This window comes from Pseudomonas fluorescens (genome assembly GCF_003732425.1).
Taxonomy (GTDB): Bacteria; Pseudomonadota; Gammaproteobacteria; order Pseudomonadales; family Pseudomonadaceae; genus Aquipseudomonas; species Aquipseudomonas fluorescens_BE.
The window spans coordinates 489,473-505,362 of the sequence record NZ_MOBX01000013.1 but is presented as its reverse complement, the minus strand read 5'-3'; the positions used below and the strand labels follow the sequence as shown (position 1 = coordinate 505,362).

The following is a 15,890-nucleotide window of genomic DNA, read 5'->3' as shown; positions in this document are numbered from 1 at the left end:
TTGAAAAATGCGCCGACCTCAGACCGGCGCATTTTTTTGTCCCGGTGGTCACGGCAACGGCTGCAAGGGGCCCGCCTGGCTTGAGGTTGACGCTGGCAAGGGGATCGGTGCAGGTGGTGGATCCAGTTGCCTGCCCATTTCGCTGATGAGCAAGGCGATCGAGTCAGCGTTGGCCATCATCACCTCTATGCGCACGTCATCAGCGAGCGGATTGCGAAACGCTTTACGGGCCTCTGCAAGATTTTTGGTTTTGGTCAGGCCAAGCACTTTTTTGTAAGCCGTGGCGCGCTCCGGTAACTGATCCAGGCCCACCCACAACCCTTTCTCAGTCTTGTCCGCGAATAACTGTGACGGCGTGGTGGAGCGTGACAAGGACTTGCGGTAGCGTTCCAGACCCGTTTTGAGCAGTTGCCCGTCTGCGGTGGTGGTATCGATGAGGTCGGGGAATGGACTCAGTGCCTCTACGGAGACGAAATCTTCGCTATCGCAGATCAGATGCGACAGTTCGTGGAGCAGCGTGATCGCGCGAGCATGGGAATCGACATTGAACCTGGGCGGTAAATGAGCGGTGTACGTATCCAGTTTCGGATTGAAAAAATGTTCCGTGAAGTGCACGACCCTTCGCCTGTCTTCCTTGAAGACAAAGGCAACCGTATCGTCGTCGTAGCGCGCATTGAGGCCAGCGAAAAAGCGCTCTGTATAGAGCAAATCATCTTTAGGCTCCGTCAACTCCCGGCAGATGGGCAGGATCACCTTCTCGATCTTCCTCAACAGCATGGGCGTCACCTGCGACACTTCGAAAAAGTCCCTCAGGACTTTTTCCATGCGAGTGCCGCCGAGGTTGTCGCGGTGTACGACAAAGTTGTGCAGGCAATTCAGCGCGTAAGTTCTCGCCCGCTCGACGGCCTGCCGTATCACGAAGGCTCGGGCGGGGTACAAGCGGTTGATTTCCGCCATCCCTTTGGCCTGGATAAGCATCAGAATTGAACACTGCTGCTCAACTCTGGATTGCAGACGCAGAGGCCTCTTCGATCGGCAGCGATGCACGGCCTGAGCGGCAGGGGCAAGCACCAGTCTTGAGTTCTTCTGTTCAAGCGCCGGCCCCAGGCCCCCGTCTTTCTTGCGCAAGTGCCAGGTTTCTTCAGTCTGGACCACCGGATAAACCTTGCCGGCAATCGCCGCATACTTGTGTGTATTCGACGCATCCACATAAACCGGTTTATTGGCTTCGAGTTTGAGGCCTTCGAGTGCGGTGCTGGTTTCATAACGCTGCAAGTTTGCGCGAGAGGTGTTAACCGGTGAAACTTTTGACCATCGGGCGACTTTTTCCGATGTGTCCGCGCCGGTTTCGGCAACCTTTGGTCCAGATTTCTGCGTCTCGGAGGCAAATTCGGCCGTTTCCGTCTCTGCCTCTGTTTCCCAGGGCAGACGACCCAGGCTGAACAGGGAGATCGCCCCGGCGATAAAGCTTTTCAGGGCATTGGCCCAATGATGATCCTGAAGGTCTTCGGCGGATGCCTTGAAGTCGTTGTAGCTTTTCCACAGAAACAACAATGAGGCGATTTTCCCCGACAAGAGCTGGGGAACCAGATGCACACCGTGACTGAACAAAGACTTCGCGGTTTCCCAGTCGGCCTGCGCATTGATCTGCGGCTGGCACTTGAGTAATTGCGGCAGAAGACTGAGCGTGTCCTTGTGCAAATGCTCCAGCAGATTGCCGTTGATGGGCGTGCTGTGAAGCTTGATTTCACTGGCTTTGCCAATCGTCGTTTGCAGCAGGTTCTTGAAGACGGCCTGTTGCCCGGAAGGCAGGCGTCGGATGATCAGGTCCTGAAAATGCCCCGGTGTATTCAAGGCCTTGATCAATTGCGCTTCGTCCTCGAATTCACGAAATACGAACCGCGAATACGGCGCGTAGAGCACGCGTTGCCCTGTATGTCCCGCTCCGGGACCAATGACATAAAGTCCGAGGGCGTCGACGAAACCGGCACCGGTGGTCTTGATCAACGACAGTGGGCAAGCGATGGCGTGAGCGCCCTCCACGGTGGCGCGCGCTATCCCGTCCGGCATGTCCAGTACCTGGCAAACGTAGTCGAAACCGTTTTGCGACAACTGTTGTTGCAACTTCAAGGCGTGCGCATGCTGCATCAACTGCCAGGGCAACTGACGGAGGAAGCGTGCTTTGCTGGTGCGTGCCGACTCACTGTTGGCTGACAGCGCCTCGGTGACTTTTCGGGTGTAGGTGGTGGTGATGGCGAGGGATTGCAGCAGTTGCTTTACCGCCGACTGATCGAGCTTTGCCGGCAATGCGCTGGCGATTGTCGAGGCCACCTTGAACCCGGTGCCCTGCACGATGTTGTAGTGATGCAAGGCAAAATCGAGCAGGTTGCAAGGCGGGCCAGCCAGCGTGAGATTCGGGGTGATCTGGATCTCCTGTGGCTTGAGATCGGTGTCAGGGAATCGGGCGTCGAGCAGTTTTTTCAGCGTCTGCTCTACGTGGGAGGCCAAAGCGGGGACGTCGTGGAGAAAATCCTTGCCATCGATAACGCTGCGCCGCACCTCATCCAGCAGTGCCAGTTGTGTGCGTTGTTCCGTGTCCGAGGCCATGCGCAACCAGTCGGGGAAATCCTGCTGGCGGACGAAAGTCCGGGCCAGTTCGATGGCCCGGCGCAGGTTGGTATCGATGGCGGTGTTTGTCATTTGAGTGAGGAAGTTCGCGAGGACGGACTTGTCCGTGATGCATACGCGTAAGGCCTCACAATGGGCCAGGAAATGTTCAATGGCCGATTGCATGCGATCGTTCAACACGTTGCCTTCAATCAACAGGAAGGGGCCCAGTGTGTATTGTTGATCCAGTTGATTGTGCGCCGTTGGCAGATTTTCCAGCAGCGTCTGACACTGGTTATTGTTGTCCAGGCGCCGTTGCAATTGCCTCTGCGCGATGGCGATGTCATCGAACGACTCCAGACCCACGGCCGGCGTCCAGAGGATCGCACGCCCGGAATGCTTGACGTCCATGCCTCCGCGCTCGGTCAACAGTACGCAATGCACGAGCGACAGTGCATCGCTGTTGCCTGCGCAGACAACGCTGAGCGACCAGGCGTCCGGCCGGAAGCCATTGAGCGACTGGCGTTCAGTGCGTGTTGCGTGTTTTGCATCGAACACGGTTTCGACTATTTTCCGTTCGACCGTCAGCCAGGAGCCGCTGAGGTTTCTCACGTATGCCTCAGCGCGCACGCCGTCCTCAAAAGCCTGCGCCAGTTTCCAGCGTATGCCTTCGAGAAACACACGTTGTTCGGCGCTGCTCGCAGTCGGCTGGTCCTTGAAGTTACTACTCAGATTCTCCTCGGCGCGTTCGAGTTTTATTGCCAGTTGCGCAGCCTTGTCGGCCTGCACCCGTGATGAGAGCGGCGCACTGGAAAACAACGGTCGGGTACTCCAGCGCTCGTTGACGTCGAGCTTGAGCAGGCGCTCATGAATCATCGAACGGATATCCAGCGCCTTGTCGAAAAGCGCATGGATGTCGGTCATGCGTTCACTCTGGCGGAAGAGCTGCAAGGCAAATTCCACATTCTGCCGTTGTTTGGTGAGGATCGCTTCGAACAGCGTGGTGATGATGTCGCCACCGATGTTTTCCCCGGACACTTGCGCGTGGGTGAATCCGAGATAGCGATTGCGTTCCTCCAGGTTCATCAGTCCGTACAGCTCGTCTTCATGTCCGTCCGCATTGAGTTTGGCGGTCAGCGTCTGTTTGAGATCGACGTAGTTGGTGAGGACTTGCAAGCCTTGGGTAGGGGTGTAGAGATAAGTCTTGTCATGGTTGATCATCAGCGAGCCGGCCAGTTCGACATAGGCGGCTTCCTCGCGCAAACACACGGTTTCGAAGTTGGGCCGCCGGGACGCCACGCTCGGCTCCCGAATCACGCTGTGCAGGGCGTCGAATTCGCTGGCGGAGAGGATTTCCGATTCACGCTTGAGCATCAGGTCTGCACGCATTTGATCCTGTAAGGCTTGGCTGAAATACGTGCGTCTGGGCGAGCCCTCGAATGCAGCGGCATTCCAGTAGGCCTCTAGCTGTCGAAACAGCAGCATGGTCAGTCGTCCCGATGCGGACTTGATCACATCGGCCCAGGTAGCCTGGTCAGCTTTCTGGCTTGAGCGGGCCGGGTGGGAAAATTCCGCTGTCTGGCCGCGTGGCCAGCCCTGACGGCGAAAGTGCAGCAGCAGCGCTTCACTCAGGGACAGCGAATTGATCCATTGCCTGATATCCCCGGACAGCGGGGCACTGTCGAGGTAAAAGCTGACGCGGGTGCGCGACTGCTGCAAACCGGCAAAATGCGGTTCGAGCAGTTCATCGAGAATGCTCTCCAGCAGGGTGGTAAGCGACGGCAGACGTTTCAGCTCATCCAGCAGATCGCGGGCGCAGGTATCCTGAGACTGGCTGATCGCGGCCTGTTGATCGTCAAAGACATCGCCTTCGATCGTTTCGCGGCTGAGGGTAATGGCGCGTTTCTCTACCAGTTCCTTGCGCAGCGAAACACTGAGAAAGGCCAGCAGATCATCAGTTTCATCAGCGTTGTCGACGCGTGTTTGCACGGCGTCCATCAGCGTCCGGTGATCGCTGTATTTTTTCAGACCGTCATAAGGCGTGTACAAAAACACGCCATCGTCATCCGGCCCGGCGCTGAGAATAAAACTGCCGGCCAGCGGCACGGCGGTTTGCTTGTCGGCATTAAGCAGAATGCGTTCGGCCAGCATGGGCGGGGTTTGTTCGCTGCGCAGGGTGTGGGTCGCCAGTTGCACCTGGGCGAGCCAGCGGAAATCTTTGCTGTTGAGGCCGTGCGTTCGACCTAAGTCGTCATGCAGGCCCGGTGCTTTGAGTATGTCGGGGAATAGCAGGGGGCTGGGCATCATCGGAACTCTGAACGGGGCGCCGTGGGCGAAGAGTTCAAGAGTAGGTACGCAGGTCACCGCGCAGGCGGTACATAGTTACCGCACACGCCGAGTTTAAATGTGCCACGGGCCAATGCTGGTCATCGCCAATCCAAGGGTTGACAGCCGACAGCTGTGGCATGGTTAATCGGCGGGCAAGTCGTCCGTACGCTGTTGTTCCCTCCAATAATCATTCTGGAGCTTCAGATGTCTGCGCCACACGATCATGTGTCCTCTGCTGTCTCGTCCTCGTTGTCTCTCGAAGCGCTGACGCAACTGCTTGAAACGATTTTTCTGCGCCACGGCACCTCCGCCGAAGTCGCGCAAGTGCTGGCCGCCAACTGTGCCGGCGCCGAGCGCGATGGTGCCCACAGCCATGGCGTGTTCCGCATTCCCGGGTATGTCTCGACCCTGAACAGCGGCTGGGTCAACGGCCACGCCGTGCCGCAAGTCGAAGATGTCGCCTCCGGCTTCGTGCGTGTCGATGCCGGTAATGGTTTCGCTCAACCGGCACTGGCCGCCGCCCGGCCGTTGCTGGTGGAGAAGGCGCGTAGTGCCGGGATTGCCGTGTTGGCCATTCGCAACTCGCATCACTTTGCCGCGCTGTGGCCGGACGTCGAGCCATTCGCCGATGAAGGGCTGGTGGCGCTGAGCGTGGTCAACAGCATGACCTGTGTGGTGCCGCACGGTGCCGACCGGCCGCTGTTCGGCACCAACCCGATTGCGTTTGCCGCACCTCGGGCCGGCGCTGCGCCGATTGTCTTCGACCTTGCCACCAGCGCGATCGCTCACGGCGACGTGCAGATCGCTGCGCGCAAAGGCGAGCGGCTGCCAGCGGGGATGGGGGTGGACAGCCTCGGTCAGCCGACTCAGGACCCCAAGGCGATTCTCGAGGGCGGGGCGTTGCTGCCGTTCGGCGGGCACAAAGGTTCGGCGCTGTCGATGATGGTCGAACTGTTGGCCGCGGCACTGACGGGAGGCAATTTTTCCTTTGAGTTCGATTGGGCCAATCATCCCGGGGCGAAAACACCGTGGACCGGGCAGTTGTTGATCGTCATCGACCCGAGCAAAGCCGCCGGACAGGGTTTTGCCGAGCGCAGTGGTGAACTGGTGCGCCAGATGCACAGTGTCGGCCTCAAGCGTTTGCCGGGCGATCGGCGGCATTGGCAACGCAGCAAATCGCTGGCTGAGGGCATCGTGCTGGATGCGCAGACGCTGGCGCAGTTGCGTGAACTGGCAGGCGCTTAAGTTTTCGCCAGGCATAAAAAAGGCGAGCCCAGCAGGGTTCGCCTTTTTTGTGTGCCTGACTCAGCGACGGCCGAGCAGCAAACCGACCACCAGGCCGAAACCGGCGGAGATCGCCACGGTCTGCCATGGATGACCGCCGATGTAGCTTTCGGTGGCGTCGACCGCCGGTTTGGTGCGATCGCGTACGCTCGACACGGAATCCAGCGCCTGTTGCAGTTTCAGGGCGATTTGTCCGCGCAGCGTTTCCGCTTCTTCGCCAACCAGTGAGGCGCTGCTCTTGAGCAGTTTGTCTGACTCTTGAATCAGAGCCTGGAGTTCGCTGAAGGCCTGATCCTTGATTTGATCTTCGGCGGCTTGCACGGCGGATTTGCGGGCCATTGGGTGACTCCTTGCAGTTGAATGGACAGTGATCAATGGAGTGTGGCGCTTGCTGAAAAGTTGCACTGAATTTAGGTCAGAAATAAAAACCTGCGCGGGAGATTTCCATCGAGCGTGTAAGATGTCGCCATTTTACGCAGCAGGATAATTCCCCATGAGTTTCAATCTGGCCGACAAATCACTCGCAGAGCGCGCCGCGCTGGAAGACGAGAAATCCCGTCTGTTCGAACTCTGGCAGAACAATCTGGGCAAAGCCAAAGGCGAAGCCGCGCGTTTGTTCGGCGAGCGCGGCAAGCGCAAGGGTAAGTGGGCCGAGTGGGTCCGCGCGGAACTGGACGGCATGTCGCCGCCAGAGTTCGCCAACATGGTGCGCAGTGAAGTCAATCGACTGATGGCCGCCAACAAGTAACACCTCAGCTGAACGTCGCGGCAATCGCCTCGCGCACTTTGACCACCACCGGATCGATCTGCGTGCTGGTGCGCCAGCCCAGTTCGATCGGGTAACGCGGCAGCTTCAACGGGCAGGGCAGCAGCGTCAGGCCGCTGAGCGCGGCGATACTTTCGGCGGCGTGCGTCGGAATCGTCGCCACCGCCCGACTGCCCTTGAGCAAATACGGCAGCGCCGCGAAATGCGTGGTCGAGGCACACACCCGTCGACTCAGGCCCAGCGCCGCCAACCCCTCATCGGTAATCCCGATAAAACCGCCAGACGACACCAGAATGTGCTCGCGGGCGACGAACTCCTCAAGATCAATCTGCTGCTGGCCGGGCGCCAGGCTCGACGGCTCGACCAAGCATGCATAACCGCCTTCGCCCAACACCTGACGGCTGAGCAAACGTTCGGCGAAGCCCCCGGCAGTGATCGCCAGGTCGATGCTGCGCTCCATCAGGGCGTGGGCGACGATCTGACTGTGGGTCTGACGAAAGATCAGGCGCAACTTCGGTGCGCTGCGGGCAATTTCTTCGATCAGGCGGCGACCGTAGGCAATCTCGAAGTCATCCGACAGCCCCACCGTGACCGAGCGACCGTCGTACTGATTGGCCGCCGGGTCGACCATCGCCAGGCTTTGCCGGCATTTGTTCAGCGCGTCGCTGACCACCGGTTTCAATTGATTGGCCTTGAGCGTCGGCGCCAGTCCCCGCCCGGTGCGCACAAACAATTGATCGCCGTAGACTTCGCGCAAGCGTCGCAGCGCGGCGCTGACCGCCGATTGCGTCACCCCCAGACGCAACGCCGCGCGGCTGGCGCTGGACTCTTCATGCAGGGCTTCAAAGACTTTCAGCAGGTTGAGGTCGACCGTGGCGATATTCATTTGGCTCATATCATTCAGCAGCGAACGGGGCTTTATTCATGATCGCGTGGCGCCGCAGAATCGGCAACCACTGAACCTGATGGAGTGATTGCGATGGCCAAATCAATTGTTGCTGCGCTGCAAATCGGCGCTTTACCCGACGGAAAAGGCGCGACCCTGGAGCAGATTCTCGCTTGGGAAGGCGCAATCCTTGAGTCGGGCGCGGCGCTGGTGGTGATGCCGGAAGCGCTGTTGGGGGGGTATCCGAAAGGCGAGAGTTTCGGCACGCAATTGGGTTATCGCCTGCCGGAAGGGCGCGAGGCCTACGCCCGTTACTTTGCCAATGCGATCGATGTGCCAGGGGCTGAGACGGAAGCTCTGGCTGGGTTGTCGGCGCGCACCGGGGCCAATCTGGTGATCGGCGTGATCGAGCGTGCTGGCAGCACGTTGTATTGCACAGCGCTGTATTTCGACCCGCAGGCCGGCCTGGTCGGCAAACACCGCAAACTGATGCCCACCGGCACCGAACGGTTGATCTGGGGCAAGGGCGACGGCTCGACCTTACCGGTGTTCGACACGCAGGTCGGCAAGCTCGGCGCGGTGGTGTGCTGGGAAAACATGATGCCGCTACTGCGCACAGCGATGTATGCCAAAGGCATCGAAGTGTGGTGCGCGCCGACCGTTGATGAACGCGAAATGTGGCAGGTCAGCATGCGGCACATTGCCCATGAAGGACGCTGCTTTGTGGTCAGTGCCTGTCAGGTGCAAGCCTCGCCGAGTGAATTGGGTGTGGAAATTGCCAATTGGCCGGCGGATCGCCCATTGATTGCCGGAGGCAGCGTGATTGTCGGGCCGATGGGGGAGGTGCTGGCGGGGCCGTTGCGGGGTGAGGCGGGGTTGCTCACTGCCGAAATTGACACCGATGAGCTGGTGCGTGCGCGCTACGACTACGATGTGGTCGGCCACTATGCGCGGCCGGATGTGTTTGAGTTGTCAGTGGATGAACGGGCCAAACCCGGGGTGCGATTCAACACATAACCCCAGTCCGATAGAGAACTTGTGGGAGCGAGCCTGCTCGCGAAAGCGGAGTGTCAGTCAACGAAAATATTGAGTGTGACGACGCATTCGCGAGCAGGCTCGCTCCCACAGGGGGGGGGGGCTCACAAGGCCAAGTTTTTTTGGCGTTGCTGCCATTCTTCACGGGTGATCTCCCAAAGCTCCCGTGGAAAACGCCCACCGACAAAATCATCTTCATCAGTCCGAATCAAACGCATTCCCGCGCGCTCCGAGAGCCTGCGCGAGCCGATGTTCGGCGCCGCTTTCGGCACGCGCATCAGCGGACGTTCAAGCACGTTGAACCAGTAATCGGTCACCGCCGCGCTGGCTTCCGTCATCAACCCCTGACCTTGCCACGCCGGCGCCAGCCAGAGCCCGCGATGGTTGTCCGTTTGATCCATCAGGCTGATGTTGCCGATCAACTGTTCGGGCGCGGACTTCAGGCGAATCGACCAGTGCCATTCCTTGCCCGCTGCCACCGCCGGCAAGGCAATATCGCGCAAGTAGGTGAGGGCGCCGTTCTCGGGATACGGCCATGGCACCGCCGCATTCAGGTAGCGCACGACTTCCCAGACTGGAAACTCTCGTTGCACGGCTTCGGCATCGGCCAATTGCAACGGGAGCAGGATCAGTTGTTCGGTGTACAGCGTCGGCGTGTCTTCCATAAACCTGCAGCCTCCCTGAATGTCGTTAAGGAACGAAGCAGGCTAACGCATTTTTACCAGGTCGCGGCAGTGGCCTTCGGCAGGCTGAGTTTGCCGCTGTCGACGAAGCGCATGGTGCCGAACAAGCCACCGGCAAGTTTGCCGCGCAGCACGTAGGGCAAGTTATCGAGGGTCTGCGTCTGGCTCAGGCCCAAGGTCTGGCGCAGCACCGAGAACGCCGAGATGCTGACCGGCACGCTGACAATGGTTTCGGAAAAACGCGGGATCGAGCCGCTCTGATCGCTGACACCGGATGCCAGCGAATGACCGTTGACCTCCAGATCCAGCGCGATGCCGTTGTAGTCGATCGCCGTCTCATTGGGGTTCTGTACGCGCAACTTGATGGCGAAACGTACTTCCAGATCCTGGCTCGGCAGCGGTTCGAGGCCGACCACGTTGATGTTCACCGGATCACGGTTGGGGAACAGCGCACAGGCGCTGAGGGAGAGCAGAAGCAGTGACAGAATGACGGCTTGGAAACGGCGCATAAACGGTCTCTCAACAAAAAAGGGCTGAACCGTCACCGGCTCAGCCCTTTCTCAAGGCCGGACGTTAGCGGTTCAACTGTGCGACAGCCGCCGCTGGGGCAGGTTCACCTTTGGCCGGCATGTCCGGGTTTTCCATGACCTGAAGAATAGAGGCTTCCGGGTCGAAATCGTCTTCTTCCAGCTCGATGAATTCTTCCGGCAGGAAAATGTTCAGCACGATAGCGCACAACGCGCCGACGGTGATTGGCGACTCGAAGATGTTGCGCAGCGCTTGCGGCAGTTCGCGCAATACTTCTGGCACTGCCGCGATACCCAGGCCCATGCCCAGCGAAATCGCCACGATCAACATGTTGCGCCGATGCAGGCCGGCCTCGGCGAGGATCTTGATCCCGGCCACCGCCACAGTGCCGAACATCACCAGTTCGGCGCCGCCGAGTACCGGTTTCGGCATCAGTTGCAACACCGCGCCGATCATCGGGAACAGCCCCAGCAGCACCAGCAGACCGGCAATGAAGAAGGCCACGTAACGGCTGGCCACGCCGGTCAGTTGAATCACGCCGTTGTTCTGCGCGAAGGTCACCATCGGCATGCTGTTGAACACCGCGGCCATGGCCGAGTTAAGGCCGTCGGCGAGCAGGCCGGACTTGATCCGGCGGATGTACAGCGGGCCTTTGACCGGTTGCCGGGAAATCATCGAGTTGGCGGTCAGGTCACCCGCAGCCTCCAGCGGCGACACGAGGAAAATCACCGCCACCGGCACGAACGCCACCCAGTCGAAGTTGAAACCGTATTTGAACGGCACCGGCACGCTGACCAGCGGCACTTCGGGCATCGAGGCGAAATCCACCGTGCCCATCAGCCAGGCGACCACATAGCCGAGGGTCAGGCCGATGACGATTGCGCCCAGGCGCAGAAACGGCACGTCGACGCGGTTCAGCACAACGATGGTGCCAATCACCAGCGCGGCCAGAAACACATGGCTGGCTGCGCCCAAGTCAGGCGCGCCGAAACCGCCGGCAATGTCGGTCATCGCCACTTTGATCAGCGACAGGCCCATCAGCGTGATGATGGTGCCGGTGACTACCGGGGTGATCAGCATGCGCAGTTTGCCGATGAACTGGCTCAGCACCACCTCAATGAACGCGGCGAAAAAGCACACGCCGAAGATCGTCGAGAGGATTTCATCGGTGCCGCCACCGCGCGCCTTGACCATGAATCCCGCGCTGAGAATCACACTGATAAAGGAAAAACTGGTGCCTTGCAGGCACAACAACCCCGAACCGACCGGGCCGAAACGCTTGGCCTGGACAAAGGTGCCGAGCCCGGAGACGAACAGCGCCATGCTGATCAGGTAGGGGATTTCACTGTGCAGACCGAGGGCGCCGCCCATGATCAGGGTCGGGGTGATGATGCCGACGAAGCTGGCCAGCACGTGTTGCAGCGCGGCAAACACGGTCGCGGTCAGGTGCGGGCGGTCGTTGAGGCCGTAGATCAGGTCGTTGTTGCGCGGGGCTTTTTCAGAGGCGGTCATGGTGTTTTGCGCGCCGCGAGGCGGGGCCGGGTCAGAAAATGGAGGCGCAGAATGCCGGAAGAGGGCGGCGAGGGCAACGAGCAATAACTGCCTGAAAGGTCAGGTTTTCGGTGCCGGCAAGTTATTCCTGACACCCATTATTGTGGCGAGGGAGCTTGCTCCCGCTCGGCTGCGAAGCAGTCGTGATTGAATGCATGTCTGGAAAAGCAGGGGGCCGCTTCGCAGCCCAGCGGGAGCAAGCTCCCTCGCCACAGGGGACTGTGTTTCAAGCAAAGGCTGCGAGCAGGTCTTCTTCGAAGGCTTTTTGCGCATCTCCCGGCACCTGCGCCCGATGTCGGGCCAGATGAAATGCCACGTCAAAACTCAATTCGCCTTCGCGCACTGGCCGCAGCAAGCCCTTTTCCTGCCAGCTCCGCGCGTAGTGATCCGGCAGATAACCCACGTGTTTACCCGACAAAATGAAGGTCAGCGTACCTTCCACCTGTTCCGACCGCGCCGAGCAGATCTTGCCCTGAAACGGCTCGTCACTGCGCAAAAAACGGTAGGGGTGATCGACCCGGTCGCAGGCCTGTAGTGCAGCGTCGCTGGGCGTTTCATCGGTGAACAAGGGATGGCCGGCAGCGCAATACAAATGCTGGGTTTCGCTGAACAACTGGCGATAGTCGAAGGCGCTTTGCACCTGCGAGAAATAGCCGATCGCCAGATCCAGCCGCTGTTGCAGCAGCAGGCGTTCCATCTCGCCGGGCATGGCGCTGATCAGTTCGATGCGCACCGACTCATCGCGCTCGCGAAAGCGCCGGATCGCCTCAGCCACCCGTTGCAATACGGATTGATCGACCGACTCGGAGATCCCCAGACGCACTTCACCGATCAGCCGCCCGGCAACGCCGTTGGATTGGTGGCGGAACGTTTCGATCGATTCAAACAGCGTGCGCACCGCGATCAGCAACTGCTCGCCCTTCGGCGTCACGCTGAAACCGCCCTTGCCACGACTGCACAAACGATAGCCGAGGCGGGTTTCCAGTTTGGCCATTTGCTGGCTGATGCTCGACTGACTCAGGCCCAGATCACCTTGGGCCGCACTGAAACCACCGCACTCGACCACCCGCACAAAAAGGCGCAACAACTGCAAATCCACGTCATGGAGTTGACCCAACATCACATTACTCCTGGGTAAAGTCAGGATGATTACTCGGCTATTTTTCTAATGTATCCGACGGCGCATCCTGCAACCACTTCCTCCGGTCAGGTGTTCGTCATGGCTCCCGTGTTCAAGCTGTGTTTCCCCGCGCTGCTGTTGTCCGTGGCTGTTCAGGCTCAGGCCGAAGACAAGACGCTCAATCTCTACAGCTGGGCCGATTACGTGCCGCCGCCAACCCTGCAAAGGTTCGAGCGGGAAAGCGGTATTCATGTGCGCTACGACACCTTCGATAGCTCTGAAGTACTGGAAACCAAGTTGCTCACCGGCGGCAGCGGTTATGACGTGGTGGTGCCGTCGTCCAGTGTTCTGGCCCGTGGACTTGCTGCGGGCGCGTTGAAGGAAATCCCTCACGAGGGCCTCAAGGGCTACGCCAATCTTGATCCGGACTTGCTCGAGAAAATGGCCGCCGTCGACCCCGGCAATCGCTACGGCGTGCCATATACCTGGGGCACGCTGGGTCTGGGCATGAACGTCGAGGCGGTGAAACAACGGCTGCCCGATGTGCCGCTGAACAGCCTCGATTTGCTGTTCAAACCGGAATACGCCAGCAAGCTGAAAGACTGCGGCATTGCAGTTCTTGATTCGCCGCAGGAAGTTATCGGTCTGGCGCTGCATTACCTGGGCAAGGATCCTTACAGCACCGATAAAAATGATCTGGCTGCCGCCGAGGCGTTGTTGCAGAAACTTCAGCCGTCGGTGCTGTACGTCGCCACCGGCCGGCAGATCAATGATCTGGCCAGCGGCAACGTGTGCCTTGCGCTGACTTACAACGGCGACGCGAGCATGGCCGCCGATCAGGCACGCAAAGCCAACAAACCGTACGAAGTGGCGTACCGCATTCCCAAGGAAGGCACGCTGGTGTGGCAGGACAATCTGGCCATCCCCAAAGACGCGCCGCACCCGCAAGCCGCGCGGGCGTTCATCGAGTTCATGCTGCGCCCGGACTCGGTGGCCGAACTGACCAACACGCTGTTTTTCGCCACCGCCAACCAGGCCGCCACGCCGCTGGTGGATGAGGCCGTACGCAACGACCCCGACATCTATCCGCCGAGCGATGTGCGTGCGCGGCTCTACGCCGATCGCAGCATGAGCCTCAAGGACATGCGTCAGCGCACGCGTCTGTGGACCACTTTCCGTAGCCATCAATAACAACAGGAGCACCACGATGGATGTGCCCATGCAAAACGACCAGGCCCTGACTCGCGACAGCCTGTACGGCACCGCCGCCGAAAGTACTTACGCCGGTATTACCAGTTTCATGCGCCGGCGCTACAGCCGTGATTTGCGCGGCGTCGATGTCGCGGTCAGCGGCGTGCCATTCGACACCGCCACCAGCAACCGTCCCGGCGCACGTTTCGGGCCACGGGGGATTCGCGCCGCTTCCACCGGGATCGCCTGGGAACGCCACTGGCCGTGGGCGTTCGACCCGTTCGACCATTTGGCGGTGATTGATTACGGTGACTGCGACTTCGATTACGGTTCGCCGCAGAGCATTCCGGAAAGTATCGAGGCCCACGCCGAGCGCATTCTCAACGCCGGCAGCGCCATGCTGACGTTTGGCGGCGACCACTTCATCAGCTATCCGCTGCTCAAGGCCCACGCCCGTAAACATGGCACGCTGTCGCTGATTCACTTCGATGCGCACAGCGACACCTGGCCGGATGAGGCGGGCAAGCGGGTCGATCACGGCACCATGTTTTGGCACGCCGCCCGGGAGGGCCTGGTGGACCCGGCGCGCTCGGTGCAGATCGGTTTGCGCACGACCAATGACGATCACATGGGTTTCCAGGTGCTGGATGCCCGGCAGGTGCATCGCCTTGGTTGCGACGCGATTGTCGAAGCGATCCGCGCGCGTGTTGGCGATAACCCGGTGTACCTGACGTTCGATATTGATTGCCTGGATCCGGCGTTTGCACCCGGCACCGGAACGCCGGTCTGCGGCGGCCTGAGCACCGTGCAAGCACTGGAGATTCTCGGTGGTTTGCGCGGCATCAACCTGGTCGGCATGGACGTGGTCGAAGTCGCCCCGGCTTACGACCATGCCGACGTCACCTCGCTGGCCGCCGCCACACTGGCGATGGAAATGCTCTGCCTCTACGCCGCCCGACACAAGGTTAATATTTAACCCGCGCACCATAACCCCTGTGGGAGCGAGCAGGCTCGCTCCCACAATGGGATCTTATTCCCTCTCGATATTCCGCTACCCTCAAAAGAGCAGGCTTGATCAACCTGCCTCCCCACATTGCTCCTGCCATTTTCTGACAGCAGCCTCTGCTAAGCTCCGGCATCTTCTCCCTCCAGAGCCTGCCCATCGTGTCGCGTACCACTCGTCTTTTGACTTTGCTGCAAGTGCTGCGCGGCAAGAAACGCCCGGTGACGGCGGCGACCCTGGCTGCCGAGCTGGAGGTGTCCGAACGCACGCTCTATCGCGATATTGCTGAGCTGACCGGCCTCGGCGCGCCGATCCATGGCGAGGCGGGGATTGGATATGTGTTGCGCAGCGGTCTGTTTCTGCCGCCATTGATGCTCAATGCTGACGAGACCGAAGCCATCGTTCTCGGTTTGCGTTACGTCGATCAGCGTGGCGACGAAGTCCTCGGCAAAGCGGCGGCGGATGCGCTGGCGAAAATTGCTGCCGTGCTCGATCCGCAGGCTCAGGAAGCACTGCGCAATCCCACTGTAATGCCGGGGCCACCGGGTTATGGCTTCCCGCAAAACGCCGTGCCGTTGAACGTGTTCCGCCATGCCATCCGCGACCAGGCCAAACTGCACATCGATTACGCCGACGCGCAACAGGTGCCGAGCCAGCGGCTGATCTGGCCCTTGGCCCTGGGCTTTCTCAATGAAGTGCGGATCATCGTCGCGTGGTGCGAATTGCGCAGCGCCTACCGTACCTTTCGCACCGACCGCATCAGCGCGGCCAGCCGTCAGGGCGAGGGTTATCCGGGGCGCCGCAGCGACCTGTTGCGCACCTGGCGCGAGCAGATGCAATTGGATGAAAGCGGCCGCTTCACTCCTGACAAAAACTGACGCAACGCTGTTTTAGGATGCTCGCAGAAC

13 protein-coding genes are annotated in these 15,890 nt (G+C 60.0%); 6 read left to right on the top strand and 7 right to left on the bottom strand.

Annotated elements, in window-relative coordinates:
* Positions 1–48: 48 nt before the first annotated feature.
* A complete protein-coding gene (locus BK670_RS12685; protein ID WP_259697562.1) occupies positions 49–4,911 on the bottom strand; it encodes a dermonecrotic toxin domain-containing protein in 4,863 nt (1,620 codons plus the stop codon).
* Between the two features lie 228 nt (positions 4,912–5,139).
* On the opposite strand from BK670_RS12685, the gene BK670_RS12680 reads away from it, so the two are divergent.
* A complete protein-coding gene (locus BK670_RS12680) occupies positions 5,140–6,180 on the top strand; it encodes an Ldh family oxidoreductase (protein ID WP_123450054.1) in 1,041 nt (346 codons plus the stop codon).
* Positions 6,181–6,240: 60 nt separating this feature from the next.
* On the opposite strand, the gene BK670_RS12675 is transcribed toward BK670_RS12680, so the two are convergent.
* On the bottom strand, positions 6,241–6,558 hold the full coding sequence (locus BK670_RS12675) for an ElaB/YgaM/YqjD family protein (RefSeq protein ID WP_007917413.1): 318 nt from the start codon (positions 6,556–6,558) through the stop codon (positions 6,241–6,243).
* A gap of 154 nt (positions 6,559–6,712) precedes the next feature.
* Here BK670_RS12675 and BK670_RS12670 point away from each other — a divergent pair, with 154 nt between their 5' ends.
* Complete coding sequence (locus BK670_RS12670) at positions 6,713–6,967, top strand: hypothetical protein (RefSeq protein ID WP_007917411.1); 255 nt, start codon at positions 6,713–6,715, stop codon at positions 6,965–6,967.
* Between the two features lie 4 nt (positions 6,968–6,971).
* Here BK670_RS12670 and BK670_RS12665 read toward each other — a convergent pair whose 3' ends face one another.
* Entirely contained in the window at positions 6,972–7,880 is a 909-nt protein-coding gene (locus tag BK670_RS12665) for a LysR family transcriptional regulator (protein WP_123450053.1), read from the bottom strand.
* 84 nt (positions 7,881–7,964) lie between these two features.
* Here BK670_RS12665 and BK670_RS12660 point away from each other — a divergent pair, with 84 nt between their 5' ends.
* Positions 7,965–8,888 (top strand): carbon-nitrogen hydrolase family protein, encoded by a 924-nt coding sequence (locus BK670_RS12660; protein ID WP_123450052.1) that lies wholly within the window; start codon positions 7,965–7,967, stop codon positions 8,886–8,888.
* 122 nt (positions 8,889–9,010) lie between these two features.
* Here BK670_RS12660 and BK670_RS12655 read toward each other — a convergent pair whose 3' ends face one another.
* The 4 genes from BK670_RS12655 to BK670_RS12640 form a co-directional block, all read right to left on the bottom strand.
* A complete protein-coding gene (locus BK670_RS12655) occupies positions 9,011–9,571 on the bottom strand; it encodes a GNAT family N-acetyltransferase (protein ID WP_123450051.1) in 561 nt (186 codons plus the stop codon).
* A 53-nt stretch (positions 9,572–9,624) separates the two neighbouring features.
* Complete coding sequence (locus BK670_RS12650; RefSeq protein ID WP_123450050.1) at positions 9,625–10,098, bottom strand: LEA/WHy family protein; 474 nt, start codon at positions 10,096–10,098, stop codon at positions 9,625–9,627.
* Between the two features lie 64 nt (positions 10,099–10,162).
* The gene (locus BK670_RS12645) at positions 10,163–11,629 is read right to left on the bottom strand and encodes a nucleobase:cation symporter-2 family protein (protein WP_123450049.1); all 1,467 of its coding nucleotides are present in this window, start codon (positions 11,627–11,629) and stop codon (positions 10,163–10,165) included.
* Positions 11,630–11,894: 265 nt separating this feature from the next.
* A complete protein-coding gene (locus BK670_RS12640) occupies positions 11,895–12,788 on the bottom strand; it encodes a LysR family transcriptional regulator (RefSeq protein WP_123450048.1) in 894 nt (297 codons plus the stop codon).
* A gap of 99 nt (positions 12,789–12,887) precedes the next feature.
* Between BK670_RS12640 and BK670_RS12635 the strand changes: the two genes are divergently transcribed.
* The 3 genes from BK670_RS12635 to BK670_RS12625 all read left to right on the top strand — a co-directional run bounded on the left by BK670_RS12635 (position 12,888) and on the right by BK670_RS12625 (position 15,860).
* Positions 12,888–13,979, top strand: a complete 1,092-nt coding sequence (locus BK670_RS12635) for a polyamine ABC transporter substrate-binding protein (RefSeq protein ID WP_123451369.1) — start codon at positions 12,888–12,890, stop codon at positions 13,977–13,979.
* Between the two features lie 16 nt (positions 13,980–13,995).
* Positions 13,996–14,955 carry an agmatinase gene (gene speB / locus BK670_RS12630; protein ID WP_123450047.1) on the top strand — a complete coding sequence of 320 codons (960 nt, stop codon included), beginning with the start codon at positions 13,996–13,998 and terminating at the stop codon, positions 14,953–14,955.
* Between the two features lie 188 nt (positions 14,956–15,143).
* A complete protein-coding gene (locus BK670_RS12625; RefSeq protein WP_123450046.1) occupies positions 15,144–15,860 on the top strand; it encodes a helix-turn-helix transcriptional regulator in 717 nt (238 codons plus the stop codon).
* Positions 15,861–15,890: the final 30 nt, after the last annotated feature.